Annotated in this window: 18 protein-coding genes; 15 read left to right on the forward strand and 3 right to left on the reverse strand. The window is 30.3% G+C overall.

Annotated features, from left to right (window positions below; translation table 11 throughout):
- Window positions 1-9: 9 nt before the first annotated feature.
- Entirely contained in the window at window positions 10-1,383 is a 1,374-nt protein-coding gene (locus tag EL235_RS01635) for a cytochrome P450 (RefSeq protein ID WP_114640057.1), read from the forward strand.
- The gene (locus EL235_RS01640; protein ID WP_039625388.1) at window positions 1,380-1,733 is read left to right on the forward strand and encodes a M14 family metallopeptidase; all 354 of its coding nucleotides are present in this window, start codon (window positions 1,380-1,382) and stop codon (window positions 1,731-1,733) included. The genes EL235_RS01635 and EL235_RS01640 overlap by 4 nt, the downstream gene beginning before the upstream one ends.
- Here EL235_RS01640 and nusA read toward each other — a convergent pair.
- Complete coding sequence (gene nusA, locus EL235_RS01645) at window positions 1,730-2,821, reverse strand: transcription termination factor NusA (RefSeq protein ID WP_114640058.1); 1,092 nt, start codon at window positions 2,819-2,821, stop codon at window positions 1,730-1,732. The genes EL235_RS01640 and nusA overlap by 4 nt on opposite strands.
- A 123-nt stretch (window positions 2,822-2,944) precedes the next feature.
- Here nusA and EL235_RS01650 point away from each other — a divergent pair, with 123 nt between their 5' ends.
- The 6 genes from EL235_RS01650 to EL235_RS01675 are packed head-to-tail and all read left to right on the forward strand — an operon-like array spanning window position 2,945 to window position 7,134.
- Window positions 2,945-3,187, forward strand: coding sequence for an HP0268 family nuclease (locus EL235_RS01650; protein WP_039625391.1), 243 nt, complete (start codon window positions 2,945-2,947; stop codon window positions 3,185-3,187).
- Window positions 3,184-4,482 (forward strand): tRNA (N6-isopentenyl adenosine(37)-C2)-methylthiotransferase MiaB, encoded by a 1,299-nt coding sequence (miaB, locus tag EL235_RS01655; RefSeq protein ID WP_126340669.1) that lies wholly within the window; start codon window positions 3,184-3,186, stop codon window positions 4,480-4,482. Before EL235_RS01650 ends, miaB begins: the two co-directional genes overlap by 4 nt.
- The gene (locus EL235_RS01660) at window positions 4,466-5,089 is read left to right on the forward strand and encodes a lysophospholipid acyltransferase family protein (protein WP_126340670.1); all 624 of its coding nucleotides are present in this window, start codon (window positions 4,466-4,468) and stop codon (window positions 5,087-5,089) included. Before miaB ends, EL235_RS01660 begins: the two co-directional genes overlap by 17 nt.
- A 5-nt stretch (window positions 5,090-5,094) precedes the next feature.
- Window positions 5,095-6,060: a DUF8341 domain-containing protein gene (locus EL235_RS01665; RefSeq protein WP_114640061.1), complete on the forward strand. Its 966-nt coding sequence runs from the start codon at window positions 5,095-5,097 to the stop codon at window positions 6,058-6,060.
- Window positions 6,057-6,608 carry a hypothetical protein gene (locus EL235_RS01670; RefSeq protein ID WP_126340671.1) on the forward strand — a complete coding sequence of 184 codons (552 nt, stop codon included), beginning with the start codon at window positions 6,057-6,059 and terminating at the stop codon, window positions 6,606-6,608. The genes EL235_RS01665 and EL235_RS01670 overlap by 4 nt, the downstream gene beginning before the upstream one ends.
- On the forward strand, window positions 6,595-7,134 hold the full coding sequence (locus EL235_RS01675; protein ID WP_039625395.1) for a hypothetical protein: 540 nt from the start codon (window positions 6,595-6,597) through the stop codon (window positions 7,132-7,134). The genes EL235_RS01670 and EL235_RS01675 overlap by 14 nt, the downstream gene beginning before the upstream one ends.
- Here the strand turns inward: EL235_RS01675 and EL235_RS01680 are convergent.
- Window positions 7,121-7,918, reverse strand: coding sequence for a membrane lipoprotein lipid attachment site-containing protein (locus EL235_RS01680; RefSeq protein WP_126340672.1), 798 nt, complete (start codon window positions 7,916-7,918; stop codon window positions 7,121-7,123). The genes EL235_RS01675 and EL235_RS01680 overlap by 14 nt on opposite strands.
- Before the next feature lie 72 nt (window positions 7,919-7,990).
- On the opposite strand from EL235_RS01680, the gene lgt reads away from it, so the two are divergent.
- From lgt to EL235_RS01710, 6 genes are all read left to right on the forward strand, one after another.
- Window positions 7,991-8,806: a prolipoprotein diacylglyceryl transferase gene (gene lgt / locus EL235_RS01685; protein ID WP_039617577.1), complete on the forward strand. Its 816-nt coding sequence runs from the start codon at window positions 7,991-7,993 to the stop codon at window positions 8,804-8,806.
- A gap of 77 nt (window positions 8,807-8,883) precedes the next feature.
- Window positions 8,884-9,663: a fumarate reductase cytochrome b subunit gene (locus EL235_RS01690; RefSeq protein ID WP_039617578.1), complete on the forward strand. Its 780-nt coding sequence runs from the start codon at window positions 8,884-8,886 to the stop codon at window positions 9,661-9,663.
- A complete protein-coding gene (locus EL235_RS01695; RefSeq protein ID WP_039617579.1) occupies window positions 9,647-11,638 on the forward strand; it encodes a fumarate reductase flavoprotein subunit in 1,992 nt (663 codons plus the stop codon). Before EL235_RS01690 ends, EL235_RS01695 begins: the two co-directional genes overlap by 17 nt.
- Window positions 11,631-12,356 carry a fumarate reductase iron-sulfur subunit gene (locus tag EL235_RS01700; protein ID WP_012661078.1) on the forward strand — a complete coding sequence of 242 codons (726 nt, stop codon included), beginning with the start codon at window positions 11,631-11,633 and terminating at the stop codon, window positions 12,354-12,356. The genes EL235_RS01695 and EL235_RS01700 overlap by 8 nt, the downstream gene beginning before the upstream one ends.
- Window positions 12,334-14,559, forward strand: a complete 2,226-nt coding sequence (locus tag EL235_RS01705; RefSeq protein ID WP_052243241.1) for a dynamin family protein — start codon at window positions 12,334-12,336, stop codon at window positions 14,557-14,559. Before EL235_RS01700 ends, EL235_RS01705 begins: the two co-directional genes overlap by 23 nt.
- Window positions 14,549-16,366: a dynamin family protein gene (locus EL235_RS01710; RefSeq protein WP_126340673.1), complete on the forward strand. Its 1,818-nt coding sequence runs from the start codon at window positions 14,549-14,551 to the stop codon at window positions 16,364-16,366. Before EL235_RS01705 ends, EL235_RS01710 begins: the two co-directional genes overlap by 11 nt.
- Here the strand turns inward: EL235_RS01710 and EL235_RS01715 are convergent.
- Window positions 16,356-16,940 carry an NAD(P)H-dependent oxidoreductase gene (locus EL235_RS01715; protein ID WP_039617583.1) on the reverse strand — a complete coding sequence of 195 codons (585 nt, stop codon included), beginning with the start codon at window positions 16,938-16,940 and terminating at the stop codon, window positions 16,356-16,358. The two genes, EL235_RS01710 and EL235_RS01715, sit on opposite strands and share 11 nt — an antisense overlap.
- Before the next feature lie 234 nt (window positions 16,941-17,174).
- Between EL235_RS01715 and EL235_RS01720 the strand changes: the two genes are divergently transcribed.
- Entirely contained in the window at window positions 17,175-17,903 is a 729-nt protein-coding gene (locus EL235_RS01720) for a gluconate 2-dehydrogenase subunit 3 family protein (protein WP_039625404.1), read from the forward strand.
- Window positions 17,904-17,906: the final 3 nt, after the last annotated feature.

The raw sequence follows: 17,906 nt of genomic DNA on the forward strand, positions 1-17,906 counted from the left end.
GAGAAAAACATGGGTCAGTGTCCTTTTCATCCAAAGCCTTATAAAAATAAAGCTTCTACATTAACTACTTTTTTACTAAAAAGAAGATCATGGCTTGATGGACTTTATGAGCGAAGCTATAAGATGATGATGGGTAGAGTAAAAATGCCTGGATTTGATCTATATGTAGTAAATGATCCAAAAGAAGTTAGACGCATCATGGTAGATGAGGTTAGAGAATACCCAAAAAGCCAACTTTTACATGAACTTTTAGAGCCACTTTTGGGTATAAGTATTTTTACAACTAACGATAGAGTATGGGAAAAGCAAAGAGAGCTTTTAAGGCCTTCTTTTGAAATGACAAGGATTTCTAAGGTTTTTAATTTGATGAGTGAAGCAGCTTCAGATATGATGGCAAGATTTGCAAAATATGAGGATAAAGCAGTTATAGAAGTAGATGAGGCTATGACTTTTGTAACCGCAGATGTGATTTTTAGAACTATCATGTCATCAAAACTTGATGAGCAAAAAGGCAAACTTGTTTTAGATGCTTTTGTAACTGTGCAAGAAGAAACAGTTAAAACAGCTATGCGAAGAATGTTTCGCTTCCCAACTTGGCTTTCAAATCTTTTGGGCGAGAGAAAAAGACTCAAAGCAGGCGGAGTTATACGCAAGGTTTTATCAGATATTATAAAACCAAGATATGATAATACTACAAATGATCAAGGAAAATATGAAGATATTTTATCATCATTGCTTATGGTGGTAGATGCAGATACTAATGAGAGATTTTCTTTTAATGAAATTTTAGACCAAGTTGCCATGCTTTTCTTAGCGGGTCATGAAACTACTGCAAGCTCACTAACTTGGACACTATATATTTTAAGTATTTCTCCAGATGAGCAACAAAAAGCTTATGAAGAAATCATGCAAGTTGCAGGTAATGAAGAATTTAAGATAGAGCATATTAGAGCAATGAAATATCTTACAAATGTGTTTAAAGAAAGTTTAAGACTTTATCCACCAGTTGGCTTTTTTGCTAGAGAAGCAAGAAATGATAACAAAATGAGAGATAAGCTTATCAAAAAAGGTTCAGGTGTAGTGGTGGCTCCATGGCTCATCCATAGACATGATAGTTTTTGGGAAAATCCACATGAGTTTGATCCAAGTCGCCATGAAGATAAAAGCAAGATTAAAAAAGACACCTATATGCCTTTTGGTATGGGAGAGCGTGTGTGTATAGGGCAGGGCTTTGCTATGCAAGAGGCTGTTTTGATTTTAGCTAATATTTTAAGAACTTATAAGTTAGAATTAGAAGAAAATTTCGTACCTGATATAGTAGGAAGACTTACTATAAGATCGGCAAATGGTATGAATATAAGATTTATAAAAAGGCAAAAATGAAAGAAAAATTAGCAGGAACCATACTACTTTGTGCTATCGTTCCTTTAGCGGTGATTAGTTATCTTTTTATTGTTATAGTGGGTACTTTTGGTAATCCTGCTAGGGTTAGACAAGGTGTGAGAGCGCTTGATCATTTTGTCAATGCTACTTTGTTTAATGGTTATGCTTGGGAGTCTTTATCATCTCATGCTTGGAGAGAACGCGATAAAAGATGGGCTAAAATAGTTATTAAAATCACAGATTTTTTTGACAAAAATCATTGCCAAAAGGCAAATAAAAGAGAGCAAGAAGTTGTAGATTTGGTTTTAAAGAAAAAACTTACCGAGCAAACCGTCGGTAAGCAGCTTTAATTTTCTCCAAATAAAGCTTTAAGATTTTTAAATGCTTCTTCTTGATTGTTAGTTTTATCTTCATTATTTACTTCATTAAGCTCTATCTCATATCCAAGAAGCATACTAGCTAAGCGTATATTAATACCACTTTTTCCTATAGCCTTGCTTTTTTGCTCGCTATTCAGCGTTACAATAGCTTTTTTATCTTTAATGTTAACTGAGTTTATAATGGCTGGAGCTAAGCTTCTAGTGATTAAGATTGCCATTTCATTAGAATACTCAATGCAGTCAATATTTTCATTTTTTAATTCTTTGCTTACAGCATTGATTCTAACTCCTTTTATACCCACAGTTGCTCCTACTGCATCAACGCTTGGACTATTAGCTTGTAAGATGATTTTTGCTCTTTCACCTGGAATTCTTGCACTTGCATAAATATTTATAAGACCATCTTTAATCTCAGGAACTTCAGCTTTTAATAAAGCTTCTAAAAATTTAGGGCTAGTTCTACTAAGTTCCATTTTCATACCTGATTTATCAATATATACATGTCTAATAACAGCTTTAATTACATCGCCTACTTTAAATTTTTCACCTTTAATACGATTTTTTCTAGGTAAATATGCACGAAACTCATCAATTTCTACATAAGTATTTTCTTCACTATCTACTCTTACTACGCTACCAAAAACCATGTGTCCTACCATTTTTTGGTATTTTTCATAGATTTTTTCTTCTAAGAGTTTTTGGATATTATATTCTAATTCTTTGTGTAAGATATTTACAGCAGTACGACCTAAATTTTCTAAAGAGCATTCATAAGTTAGCTCATCGCCAATTTCTACATCTTTAGCTTCAGTTTTTGCTTTACTTAAAGCGATAAAATGTTCATTTTCATATTCTAATCTTTCATCATTATCAGCTACTACGATGATTTTTTGATAGAGTTGTAAATTTTTGCTTGAATCAACAAAAAATTCATACTTATCACCATAAATTTTCTTAGCAGTATTAATAAGCGCTTTTTTAACTCTTTCTCTTACATCTTCTATTTGTAAATTTTTCTCATTAGCAATGGATTCAATTATATCTGTGATTTTTTCCATAATAACAATACAACCTTAATTTTGGATTTTAAAAATTTGAAGAATAAAATTATATCTTTAATAAGTTTAATTAAAAGTAAAATTTGCTATAATTTCAGATTAAAAAAACTTGAGGATGATGATATGGATTTAAAAATAGCAAGAACCTCTGTTGATGAAAAGCCAAAAAGCATAAGTTTAGAAAGTATTGAAAAGGCTGTGGAAAAAGAAGGTCAAAAATTTTTCTATTTTGATAAAGATAATGCACATAAGCAATTAATCGCTTTAGTAGAGCATTTTGAAAAAAAAGGAAAATGTGTTTATCATAGAACAATCAAATATGGTTTAGATGATACAGATTTTATGTATGAGGTACACATTCTTTGAGTAAAAAACTTTTTATACAAACTTTAGGTTGTGCTATGAATGTGCGTGATTCAGAGCATATGATAGCCGAACTTAAAGAAAAAGAAAATTATGAATTAACTCAAGATGTAAAAGAAGCAGATTTGATTTTAATCAATACTTGCTCAGTACGTGAAAAGCCTGTACATAAGCTTTTTTCAGAAGTTGGAAGTTTTGAAAAAATCAAAAAAAATGGTGCTAAAATAGGAGTTTGTGGTTGCACTGCTTCACATTTGGGAGATGAGATTTTCAAGCGTGCTCCTAATGTAGATTTTGTTTTGGGTGCTAGAAATGTTTCTAAAATCACAAAGGCTGTAAATACGCCAAAATTTTTAGGTAATGATATAGATTTTGATGAGAGTAATTATGCTTTTGCAGATTTTAGAAATAGCCTTTATAAAACCTATGTTAATATATCTATAGGTTGTGATAAGCATTGTACTTATTGTATAGTACCTCACACAAGAGGAGATGAAATTTCTATACCTTTTGATATTATTAAAAATGAAGCATTGAAAGCTATTGCTAAAGGTGCTAAGGAGATTTTTTTACTAGGGCAAAATGTTAATAATTATGGTAAAAGATTTTCTAATGCACATGAAAAGATTAATTTTTCAGATCTTTTGGAAAGATTAAGTGAAATCGAAGGTTTGGAGCGTATCCGCTTTACAAGCCCACATCCGTTACATATGGATGATAGATTTTTAGAAGTTTTTTCTAAAAATCCTAAAGTATGTAAGTCTATGCATATGCCTTTACAAAGTGGTTCAAGTGAAATTTTAAAGGCTATGAAACGCGGTTATACTAAAGAGTGGTATTTAGATAGAGCATTAAAATTGCGTTCTATGTGTAAAGATGTGAGTATTTCTACTGATGTGATTGTGGCTTTTCCAGGAGAGAGCGATAAAGACTTTGAAGATACCATGGATGTGCTTGAAAAAGTGCGTTTTGAGCAAATGTTTTCTTTTAAATACTCTAAAAGACCACTAACTAAAGCTGCAACTATGCCAAATCAAATTCCTGATGATATAGCTTCAAAACGCTTGAGTATTTTACAAGCAAGACATACAGAAATTTTAGATGAAATTGTTGTAAAGCAAAAAGATAAAGAATTTGATGTTTTATTTGAAGAATTAAGAAGCGAAGGTTTTGTAGCAGGTAGAAGTGATAATAATTTTTTGATTCAAGTTAAAGGTAGTGAAGAGTTATTAGGACAAATGAAAAAAGTAAAAATCACCAATCCTAGACGTATGGTGTTAAATGGCGAAATCCTTTAAGATTAATCTTTTAGCCTTTGGAATTTTTTTATTACAATGGTTAATTTTTTTAACTTGTAGAAAGGTTTATTTAGGGCAAAATCTTCCAAAAAGATCATGTGTGATACTTTTTTGGCATGGGCGTCTTGCTCTAATGCCTTTTGCTTATTGTAAAATGGGTATTAAAGGAAAAAAGGCTTATGTGATGATTTCACACCATAAAGATGGGGAGATTATTGCTAGAAATATTGCATTTTTTGGTTTAAATACTCTAAGGGGTAGTACAAGCAAAGGTGCTTTGGCTTTATTAAAGCAATCTTTTAAAATTTTAGATCAAGGCGATGATGTGATTATCACTCCAGATGGACCAAGAGGGCCTTATCATAGCGTTTCAGATGGTTCTGTGATGATAGCTTTGAAAAAAAATGCTCCACTTTTTTTGCTAAATTATGAAGCAAGTTCTTTTTGGGAATTTAAAAGTTGGGATAAAATGATCTTACCTAAACCTTTTTCTAAGATTACCTATAGACTAAGTGAAGAAATCAAAATACAAAATTTAAATTTAGAAGAAGCTAAAGTATTGATAAAAGAAAAATTTGATATGATAAGTCAAATAGACAAAGGATAAACACTATGTTATCTTTTTTTAGAAAATATATTTTGCAACTTTTAGTATGTATTTGCTATGATGAAAAACAATACATTATAAGATGTCATACTTGGAAAAAATCCCAAGCTGTTGATACTTTTGAAAAAAGCTTTGAAGATAAAGAAAAAGCCATAGAATATGTAAAAAATTTAACTAAAGATTTTCAAATTTATTATATATGCACTTTTTTTACTCCTATTGCACAAGGCGTTGTGCCAAGCTCAAATTTTAAAGATCTTTCTAATTTTGGTGTTGATGCAGGTAGTGTCAAGTGCATTTCTTTTAACAATGGTTTATTGTATGCTTCTAATCATTCTTTAAGCTCATATGAGCAAGATTATGAGGCTTTTGGTGGTTTGGATTTGCTTTATTCGCCTTTTTCTTTACTTTATCATTGTATGGTAAATAGAGGTTTTGAAGAAAAAATAGGCCTTTATGTATATAGATACCATGATTTTGTTGCAATGTTAATTTGTAAAAATAAGACTATATTGTTTGGAAGTTATTTTAATATAGCTAGTCAAAATTATGATGAAGATGATTTTTTTGATGATATTAAAGAAGAATTTGATTTGCAAATTGATGATGAAAGTCATGAGGAAGAAGATGAGCAAAACTATGATTTAAAAAGTTTAGAAGAAATGAGCCAAGAGCTTGATAAACTCGAGGAATTAGATGAAGAAAAAGAAGAACTTCCTATTGAGTCTTTAGAAAATTTTAGCTCGGATATGAAAATGATAGAATACATCATTTCAAGTGTAAAAGAATTTTATCAAAATCCTTTGTATGATAATAGCTTTTTGGAAGAAATTGTGATTTTTGATGAGGAAAGTTTTAGTTCAACCTCGCTTGATTACCTAGAAAATGAGCTTTTTATAAAACCTAAAGTAGAACTTGTAGATACTTTAAATTTGATGAATGAACTTATGGTGAAGGACTTAAAACTATGAGATATAGTCTAATCAAACCTAAGATAAAACCTGTTTTTAATCTTTTTACTAGAATTTGGATTTATTTTACTAGCATTAGTGTTGCTTTGATTTTTGTAGTATTTATTGTGGTAGTTTTTAAAAGCTATTATGCATCTGTGCAACTTGATAATAAAAAAGAAGAATTAGCTCAAGTTATTGTACAAATTAATGCTAATAAGCTTAAATACCAAGAATTAGTAAGACAAAATGATAAAGCAGAGTTGATTTTGGGGAATTTGGAGCAAGAACAAGAAAATGGCAAAAATAAAGTTTTACTAAAAAGTATTCAAAACCTTTTTACCCTAGTGCCTAAAAACATATCTTTAGATGAGGTTTTAATGGAAGATAGATCACTTATTTTAAGAGGTATTACACCTACTAAAGAAATGTTTTCATTGTTATTAGAAGCCCCATTAAGGAGTATTTTTTCTAATTCTCAAACAAGTTATTATCAATTAGAAAATGGTTGGTATCGCTTTGTAAGTGTAAATATCACTATACCAGAGGAAATGTATGAGCAAAAATGATAAGAGCTTAGAAGAAGCTGATATATTAAAGATATTGATTTACTCTTTTTCATTTGTAGCACTTTGTGCAATTTTGATTTTATTTTTAGTTGTGCCTTTCTTGAAAGATTATAAAATCGAACATTCAAGATTAGCAACCCAGCAAATTCAAAATACTAAAGCAATAAATGAGCTGCAAGCTTTAGAAAAAGTTATTGATGATTTTCAAAAGGCAAATGCGCAAAATTTAGCTCAAATCAATGCAGAATTTTCACAAAAAGAATTATTGGAATTTATGAAAAAATATTTTGATGATGTAAAAATTAATCTCATTCCTATTAAAAAAGAGCAAGAGTATTTAAAATACCAATTTGGAGCTAACGTAAAGATGAAAAATCCTCAAGCTTTTTATTCTTTTTTAAATGATTTGCAAAGATATAAAAATTTAATAGAAATTAGCACTCCTGTAGAGTTTAAATCTGAAGAAAAACACATTAATCTTAAATTTAAGATCAAAGTGTTTTATGCACAAGCTATTCAAAAATAATTACTTCATTATTTTGATACGGAGTGATTTCTTCTTCTTTTTTGCTATCTTGTTTTACATCTTGAACTTCTGAGTTTTCTTGTGTTTTTGGTTCTTCTTTGATTTCTTTGATGCTAGTTTTTAAACCAGATGCGATTTCTTTATAAAAAGCAACAAAAACTTTATCAATTTCTAAAGCGCTTGCTGCAAGACTTTCGTTAAGCTGGGTAGGAACGGCACTATATACCTCCCTAAAGCTTTCTATGCTTGCTTGTCCTTTTATAGGATAATTTAAAATGATAGGATCATTTAATTTTGCCGAGCTTGTTGTGCTTTGGAAAGTATCTTCTTGATGTAAATTATTTAAATGACTTTGGGCTTCTAAAATAATCATAAAAGAAGACTCCACACTATCACCACCAAGGCTTGAATTTCTTCTAACCTTATCTTCATATAAATTAGCATTAATAATTATATTAAAAGCATAATCAGCATTTTCATTATCTATAGTATATCCTTTGCTTTGAAGCAATGCTTTGCTATCTTCTAAAAGTTGTTTTTTGAGTAATTCTAAGCTTTTGTTGATTCTTTGATTTAGAGTAGATTGCTCAAAATATGAACTATAAAAAGTACTTTTTATAATTTCTACATCATTGATCTTGACTTTAGGGCTATTAGCATTTGTATGGTTGTGTTCTTCAAAAGTGCTTTTAAAATTTGGCATAGAAATATAATAAGTTTTTTGATTACCAGTGCAAGCACTTAAAAATAAAATTATACTAAAAAATAATAATATTTTTTTCATTTTTCCTCCTTTTGATTTTTATAATTATAACAATTTTTTGCTATATTATATGTTTTATAATAAGGGCTTTTTATGGAATTTTGGCAAAATATTTATGCAAATTTTGATGTGGTAGCTTTTGAAATTTTTGGTTTAAAAGTACATTGGTATGGCATTATGTATGTGCTAGCTTTACTTGTTGCTTTAATGGTTGCAAAATACTATGCGATTAAAGATAATATGGGAATTTCTAAAGCTATGCTTGATAGCTATTTTATATGGGTAGAAATAGGGGTGATTTTAGGTGCAAGATTGGGTTATATTTTAATTTATGATGCGCATACTTTATGGTATCTTACACATCCTTGGCAAATTTTTAATCCTTTTTATAATGGAGAATTCGTAGGGATTAGAGGTATGAGTTATCATGGTGCTGTTGTGGGATTTTTGATTGCAACTTATGTTTTTTGTAAAAAAAATAAGCAAAATTTATGGAAATATTTAGATTTAGTTGCTATTAGTGTGCCATGTGGATATATTTTTGGTCGTATTGGAAATTTTTTAAATCAAGAGTTATTTGGTAGAGCTACAGAAGTACCTTGGGGTATTTATGTAGATGGGATATTACGTCATCCTTCGCAACTTTATGAAGCTTTTTTGGAAGGTTTTATTGTTTTTATTGTTTTATTATTAATAAAAAAATATAAAAAATATAATGGAGAATTGATTGCTTACTATACGATTTTATACGCCCTAGCGCGCTTTGTATGCGAGTTTTTTAGAGAGCCTGATTTTGGTATAGGCTTTGTTGCTTTTGGTATGAGTATGGGTCAAATACTAAGCTTGTTAATGTTTTTATTAGGACTATTTTTATCTTTTTATTTAAGAAATATTAAAAAAAATTTATAAATTTTTATTTATTTTAAGAATAAAAGTTCTATAATTGCTCCGATATTAAAACTTATCAACTTTTAAAAGGAGTAAATATGAGCCAACTCATTGAAGGTTTTTTAGGCAAGAGTATTGATGGCAAAAAAAGCAAAATGCCAGCAAAACTTGACTATATTCAAAGTGCAACAGGCTTGATTTTAGGCTTGTTTATGTGGGCACATATGTTTTTCGTTTCTACCATTTTGGTTAGTGATGATTTTTTTGATTCGGTGGTTCACTTTTTAGAACTAAAATTTATCATTAATAGCCCTATGATGAGCTACATCACTTCTTTCTTAGCTGCTTGTGTTTTGGTTATTTTCTTTGTGCATGCGGGTCTTGCAATGAGAAAATTCCCTATTAATTTCAGACAATACCAACTTTGTAGAACGCACTTAAAATATATGAATCATGGTGATTCTTCTTTATGGTGGGTTCAAGCTGCAACTGGTTTTGTAATGTTTTTCTTGGGTTCTGCGCACTTAATTTTTATCATTACTAATGCAGATAAAATCAGTGCTGATATGTCAGGCGATAGAGTAGTAAGCCATTTTATGTGGTTATTTTACATTGCATTATTAATCTGTGTTGAGTTACATGGTAGTATCGGTCTTTATAGATTATGTGTAAAATGGGGTTGGTTTGAAGGTAAAGATGCAAAAGAAAGTCGTAAAAAACTTAAAAAAGCAAAATGGTTTATTAGTATTTTCTTCTTAGTTTTAGGTGTATTAAGCTTAGCTGCTTTTGCAAAAATAGGCTTTAATAATTACCAAAACAACTCTGTAGCGCAAATAGTAAAAACTTATGATGGAGCTAAATATGAACATACAATATAGTGATGCTTTAGTTATCGGTGGTGGTCTTGCAGGTTTAAGAGCTGCTATTGAAGTTGCAAAAAGTGGTCAAAGTGTAACTTTATTAAGTATTTGTCCGGTTAAAAGATCTCACTCAGCTGCTGTGCAAGGTGGTATGCAAGCGAGTTTAGGAAATAGCGTTAAAGGCGAGGGAGATAATGAAGATGTGCATTTTGCTGATACAGTAAAAGGGTCTGACTGGGGCTGTGATCAAGAAGTTGCAAGAATGTTTGCACAAACTGCTCCAAAAGCTGTGCGTGAGCTTGCTGCTTGGGGTGTGCCTTGGACTAGGGTTACAAAAGGACCTAGAACTGTTGTTATAAACGCTCAAAAAACTACTATTGAAGAAAAAGAAGAAGCGCATGGTCTTATAAATGCAAGAGATTTTGGTGGTACTAAAAAATGGAGAACATGTTATATTGCTGATGCGACAGGACACTGTATGCTTTATGGTGTAGCAAATGAAGCGATTAAACATCAAGTTAAAATCATCGATAGAATGGAAGCGGTAAGAATTATCCATGATGGTAAAAAATGTCTAGGAGCTATTGCTAGAGATTTAACTAATGGAGAATTAATTGCTTATGTTGCTAGAGGAACTATGATTGCAACAGGTGGTTATGGTAGAATTTATAAACAAACTACAAATGCTGTTATCTGTGAAGGTACAGGAGCTGCTATTGCACTTGAAACTGGACTTTGTAGACTTTCAAATATGGAAGCAGTGCAATTTCACCCAACTCCAATCGTACCAAGTGGTATCTTACTAACTGAAGGTTGTAGAGGTGATGGTGGTATCTTAAGAGATGTTGATGGTTACCGCTTTATGCCTGATTATGAGCCTGAGAAAAAAGAACTTGCAAGTAGGGACGTTGTAAGTCGTAGAATGATGGAGCATATTAGAAAAGGTAAAGGTGTAAAAAGCCCTTATGGAGATCATTTATGGCTTGATATTTCTATCCTTGGTCGTGCGCATGTTGAAAAAAATCTTCGCGATGTTCAAGATATTTGTAAGACATTTAATGGCATTGATCCTGCTGATGAGGGTCCAAAAGGCTGGGCGCCAGTTTTACCTATGCAACATTACTCAATGGGTGGTATTAGAACCAAACCAACCGGTGAAAGCCAATGGCTAAATGGTCTTTTTGCGTGTGGTGAAGCAGCTTGCTGGGATATGCACGGATTTAACCGCTTGGGTGGAAATTCATGTTCAGAAACTGTTGTTGCAGGTATGATCGTAGGAGATTATTTTGCACAATATTGTAAAGAAAATGGTAATGATATTGATACAAATATCGTTAAATCTTTCCTTTCTAAAGAGTATGATTACTTAAAATCTCTTGTAAGTAAAGAAGGTAAACATGATGTATTTGAAATCAAAAATAGAATGAAAGACATTATGTGGGAAAAAGTAGCTATTTTTAGAACAGGCCAAGGTCTTGAAGAAGCGGTTAAAGAGCTTGAAGAGTTATATCATAAATCACTTGATTTAAAAGTACATGATAAAGAATTAAAATGTGCAAATCCAGAGCTTGAAGAAGCTTACAGGGTTCCAAGAATGTTAAAAATTGCTTTATGTGTTGCTTATGGTGCACTTTTAAGAACAGAAAGCCGCGGGGCTCACTATAGAGAAGATTATCCAAAAAGAGATGATTTAAATTGGATGAAAAGAACAAATACTTACTGGGTAGAAGGCGAAAGTATGCCTAGAGTTGAGTATGAAGATCTTGACATTATGAAAATGGAAATTCCACCTGCATTTAGAGGTTATGGTGCTAAAGGAAATATCATTGAAAATCCATTAAGTGAAAAACGTCAAGCTGAAGTTGATGCGATCCGTGAAAAAATGGAAGCAGAAGGCAAAGGTAGATATGAAATTCAACATGCTCTAATGCCTTATGAATTACAAGCTAAATTTAAAGCACCAAATCAAAGAATAGGAGTTGATTATGAGTAGAAAATTAACAATAAGAGCATTTAAATATAATCCATTAAGTAAAATTTCTAAGCCTCATTTTGTTACTTATGAGCTTGAAGAAACTCCATTTATGACGATTTTTGTGTGCTTAACTCAAATCAGAGAAAAAATGGATGCAGATTTGAGTTTTGACTTTGTATGTAGAGCAGGGATTTGCGGAAGCTGTGCTATGATGATCAATGGTAAGCCAAAACTTGCTTGTAAAACATTGACAAAAGACTATCCAGATGGCGTTATAGAGCTTATGCCTTTACCTGCATTTAGACATATAAAAGACTTAAGTGTTAATACAGGTGAGTGGTTTGATGGTATGTGCAAACGTGTTGAAAGCTGGGTGCATAATGAAAAAGAAACAGATATTTCTAAACTTGAAGAACGTATTGAGCCAGAAGTTGCTGATGAGACTTTTGAACTTGATCGTTGTATAGAGTGTGGAATTTGTGTTGCTTCTTGTGCGACTAAGCTAATGAGACCTGATTTTATCGCAGCTACTGGACTTTTAAGAACAGCTAGATATTTACAAGATCCACATGATCACAGAACCATAGAAGATTTTTATGAATTAGTGGGCGATGATGATGGTGTATTTGGATGTATGTCTTTACTTGCATGTGAAGATAATTGTCCAAAAGAACTACCTTTACAAAGTAAAATCGCTTACATGAGAAGACAGCTTGTCGCTCAAAGAAACAAATAATCCTAGCCCCCAAGAAAAGGGGGCTCTTAAAACCTTACTAAAACAAATTTGGCAAAATCATAGTGTTTATCTTGACACAAATACACTTTTTGATGAAAGTTTAATTGATGCTCAAAAAGCAGCAATTATTTTAAGTACTAATCTTGATAATTATGAAAGATTTAGTGCGTTGAGTGAATTTAAAAGTTTGATGAAAAGTTTAAATTTACGCTTAGATCTTTATGGCATTCAGTATGCACAGGTTTGCTTTATTAACGCTTTAAATTTAGGAATTTTAGACAAAAACGAGCTTTTAAAAGCCTTAGAAAAACTTCAAAAAATCACTGATAATACTTTAATACATGCTTTTGTATCTAAACAAAAAGTTATTCAAAAAGATTACAAGCAAGAAGTTCAAAACTCACATCAAACACTAGATCTCATTAACCAAAACTTACAAGAGCTTTGCGAGGATGAAAAAGCTCAAAAACTCTTACAAGAAGCTTTAGTTAAATTTAGCAATATTGATTTTTCTATCGCGGTAACGGGTGTGGTAAATGCAGGTAAATCAAGTATGCTAAATGCACTTTTAAAAAAAGATTTTTTAGGTGTATCTAATGTACCTGAAACTGCAAATTTGAGTGTTTTAAAATATGGCAAAAACCAAAAAGCTAAGATATATTTTTGGAGTGAAGAAGAATGGCAAGATATTTTAAAAAGCTCTAAAGATAATCAAGATATGCAAGAACTTATAAAACAACTTGAACAAAATTTTAATCTAAATGAGTATATTGAAAAAGAAAATAAAAATATAGAAATAAAAATTGAAGAATTAAAAAATTACACTAGTGCAAAAAACAAAATTTCAGCACTTATTAAAAAAATAGAGCTTTTTGCATCGCTTGATTTTTTAAAAGATAATGTTTGTATAGTTGATACTCCAGGACTTGATGATGTGATCATCCAAAGAGAACTTTTAACAAAAGCTTATATAAGCAAAGCTGACTTTTTAATCCACCTTATGAATGCTTCTCAAAGTCTTAGTCAAAAAGATTGTGATTTTATTATAGAATGTTTGCTAACTTCAAGAGTAAGTAAGCTTTTGATTGTGCTTACTAAAGCTGATTTACTTAGTCAAAAAGACTTGCAAGAGGTGATTAGTTATACTAAAAATAAACTCAAAGAAAATTTAGCACAAAAGCAGCTTAGCCAAGAATTATTAGATAATGTAGATTTTGTGTGTATCTCTTCAAAACTAGCCAATGATTTTTATCAAAAAAAAGGTGGAAATTTAGAACAAAGTAATATTTTAACACTAGAAGAACTTATAGCTAAAAGCTTATATGATAAAAACAAAATTGCTCTAAGTGCTTATAAAAAAGAATTATTATTACATTTAGAAAAAATAGAAGAAAAAATTAAATTTTCTAATAAAATGCTAAATTATGAAAGCTTTGAGCTTGATAAGCAAAATCAAACTATTATCAATGATTTTAAAGCAAAAAAAGAAAAATTAACGCAAGTAAAAGCAGAGCTAAGCGCTATTTTTAACACAAAAGATGAAAATACTCAAGAAATTTTAACACTTTTGCATTTACTAGCTAAGAAATTAAAAGAAAAACTCATAGATGAGCTAAAATATAATCAAAATAATAAAATCAAAAACAACACTCAAAGATTAAATACTATCATTGATACGACTTTAAAAGATGGAATTTTTGATCTTTTAAGAGAGTTAAAACAGCAAAGTGAGTATAAAATTAATGAGCTTAAAAACACTCTAAGTGTGAAATATGATTTTTTAAAAGCTATTTTAGAACAAAATTGTGATGATTTTAAAAGTAAGGTTGAAGCAAAAATAGAAAGCATTTTCACTAATGATCTTTTTATGGCATTAAAAACAGAGCTTTTAAAAAATTTAGAATCTACGCAAGATATTTATAAATTAGAAAGCTCTTTAGAAAATCAAATTTTAGAAAAATTACAAACATTTAATATAGAAAAAATTGCCCTAGATTTAAAAAATAATCAAGAATTTTTTGCTAATTTGGAGCTTAGTTTAAATTTATACGAAAAAGAGCAAGAAGAGCAAATCAAAGACTTAAAAGACTTGATTTTACAAATAGAGCAAAATGAACAAAACTCCAAAGAGCTTTTAGAAAAAAACAATACAAAATTACAAAGTTTAAAGACTTTAAAAACGGAGCTTTTAAATGCAAAATGATTTGATTAATGATTTTTTAAAAGCTTATGAAAATGCTTATTGTAAAAGCTTTGATGATAGTTTTGAAGGAAAGATTTTAGCAATAAAAAATGCATTTTTAGAGCCAAGTTTGCATTTAAATGATGTGTTTTTAAAAGATCTTGAGATGATTATAGCTAGCTATAAAAGAGCCATTAATGTGGCCATTATAGGGCAATTTTCTAGCGGTAAATCCACGCTTTTAAATTTGATTTTACAAAAAGAATGCCTGCCAACAGGCGTGGTGCCAGTGACTTTTAAGCCTACTTTTTTACGCTATGCTAAGGAGTATTTTTTAAGAGTTGAATATGAAGATGGCAGTGATGAGATTGTTGATATAGATGAGCTTTCTAAATTTAGCGATCAAAGAAATGAGCTAAAAGAAACTAAAAGTTTGCACCTTTTTGCACCTATTGAGCTTTTAAAAGATATCACGCTTATAGATACCCCGGGTTTAAATGCAAATACAACTGATACGCTAACTACTTTTAAAGAGCTTTCTTTTATGCATAGTGCTATTTGGCTTAGTTTGATTGATAATACAGGCAAAAAAAGTGAAGAAGATGCTATAAAAGCAAATGCCAAGCTTTTAGAGCGTGGTGGGATTTGCGTGCTAAATCAAAAAGATAAGTTAAGCCAAGATGAGCTAGAAAATGTTTTAAATTATGCACATTTAGTCTTTGATAAGTATTTTGAAAAAATCATCGCAATTTCATGCAAAGAAGCAAAATTTGATTTACAAAAGTCAAATTTACCTTTACTTTATGAGTATTTAAAAGGGCTTGATTATGAGCATATTAAAAAAGATTTTGTTAAAGAAAAACTTAGTAATTTATGCGAACTTTTGTCAAATCAATATGATTTATTTCAAAATGCGCTAGAACAATTAGAGCTTAAATTTAATACTATTTTGCAAACTTTTGAAGTAAGTAATCTAGAGCAAAAAATCAAAATTTTAAATCATAATTGTTTAGATAAATTAAAACTTGTTGGAGAAAAAATCGCCCAAGAAATTTTAAAATTTATCAAAGAAAAAGATAGTAGTTATTATAAAGAAGCTAAGGGTTTGTTTAAGAAAAATCTTTATGAAAAAGTTGCTTATAAAGCACCGTATCTTTCAAGTGATGATGCATTTTTGGCTATGTTTTACAACTCTGAAGCAATGAATAAGGAATTTAAAAGATTAAAAAATGAAATCACTTTAGAATTTAGTCAAATCAAAGATGATTTTTCCTTATTTTTTACTCATTTAGAAGAGCAAATTTTGCTTTTTAAAGCTCAATTTTCAAATTTACAAAAAGAAAATGTCTTAGAAAGTGAAAAAGAATTTGCTAGCTTTAGAAGCTTTGCTAGTGCTAGCGAGGAGCTTTTTTTAAAAGATTTTAAGCAATTATTGTTTAAAAGCCAACTTGAACTTGATTTATTTTTAGAAAAGCTTAATCTAAAAGCTTTAGCAAATTATGAAAGTGCTACTAAACTTACTTTGGGATTTTTTAGCACTAAAATGAATGCGAGTAAAGAATTTTATGAGCTTGATAGCACTGAGTTTAGCTTGTATCATCCAAAAGCAAGTGAAGTACATCAAAGGGTATTAACCGAGCTTAATGTCTATGAATTTGAAGATTTGCTTTTAAATAAGCCTGTAGTTTTAAAAATTTATAAAAATTATATGCAAAGCTTTGTTGATTTTGCAGAAGCTAAAAGGCAGATTATTTTGAATTTAAAAAGTGAATTTGAGGCTAAAAAATCAATGATTTCTAGCATCAAATCCCAAATTTCTAAGCTTTAAAAATTTTTTCTAAGTGTGCTTTATAGTTTGTGAAATATTCTTGCACTTGAGGATTTTTGATTACATCATTAGCTATGAAAGTAGGTAAAGCACTCATACCTAAGAACTCATGTGCTTTGTGAAAGTGTAAATACACTCCATCAACCCCAGCTCCATTAAAAAATTCATTCTTATCATCAAAGGCTTGCATTGGAGCATTCCAAGTTAGTGAAAGCATGTATTTTTTATTTTTTAAAAGCCCGCCTGTGCCATAATTTTTAGTAGGTTCGTTATGACTTCTACCATCGTTTTTATAAAATACTCCATGTCCAGCTGTAAAAACATCATCAATGTATTTTTTCACTATCCAAGGTTCTCCCATCCACCAACCAGGCATTTGCCAAATCAAAACATCAGCGTTTAGAATTTTTTCTACTTCATCGTTTGTGTTATAGCCTTGATCTATATGTGTTTGCTGGATTTGCAAACCAAGATCTTTTAAGGTTTTAAGTGCAAGCTCATGTAAGCTTGTGTTTAATCTTCCTTTAGAGTGTCCAAAGTCTTTTGCACCGTTTAATAGTAATATTTTTTGCATATTTATCCTTTTGCGTTTTTTGAAATTATAATTTAACTATAATTTTATTTCAATACTGAAATTTATGTAAGATACTATACTATAAGAAAGTGTAAAACAAATATGTTACTTTTTATGATTTATTTTTTAAAAAATAATACAAAAATTATATTATTTTTTTTATTTAAGACTAGATTAAAAAAGCAAGGAATAGAATGAATATAAGTTGATATTGTCAACAAAAAGGAGGAAAATATGCAAGATAATGTCATCGATCGTAGAAATTTTTTTAAATTAAGTCTTTTGGGTGGCGGTGTGGTTGCTGCTAGTACTATGAGTGGTGGAGCTATATTGCATGCTGCAGAATTAACTCATGCACACAAGAAAGCACAAGGAAGTTCAAATAAAATAAGAGGAAAAATGTTTTTTCAAGTGCAGACCGATTTTGATAATCTAAGTGCAGCATGTGAGAGAATTTATCCAAAAGATGAGCAAGGTGATGGTGCTATAGGCTTAGGTGTGCCTTATTTTATTGACAATCAATTAGCTTCAGCTTATGGTTATAATGATAGAGAATATCTACAAGGACCATTTATAGAAGGAATTGCCGAGCAAGGTTATCAAACCCCAATGAAACGCAATGAGATTTTCTTAGAAGGTGTTAAAGCTTTGGAAATAATATCTCAAAAGCGCTATAAAAAAACTTTTTCATCTTTAAAAGGAGTTGATCAAGATAAAATTTTAGTTGATTTAGAAAAAAATAAAATCGATTTCATAGGATTTAAATCTTCTGAATTTTTTACTCTTTTAAGAGATATGACAATAGCTGGAGTTTTGTCTGATCCAATTTATGGTGGTAATGATAATAAAAATGGTTGGAGAATGATGCAATATCCTGGTGCTCAAATGAGTTATATTGACAAGATTACAAGCGATGAGTTTTTTGACATAGAGCCTATGAGCTTAGCTGATATGGAAGGATAAATT

This window comes from Campylobacter lari, assembly GCF_900638335.1.
Lineage (GTDB): Bacteria > Campylobacterota > Campylobacteria > Campylobacterales > Campylobacteraceae > Campylobacter_D > Campylobacter_D lari_E.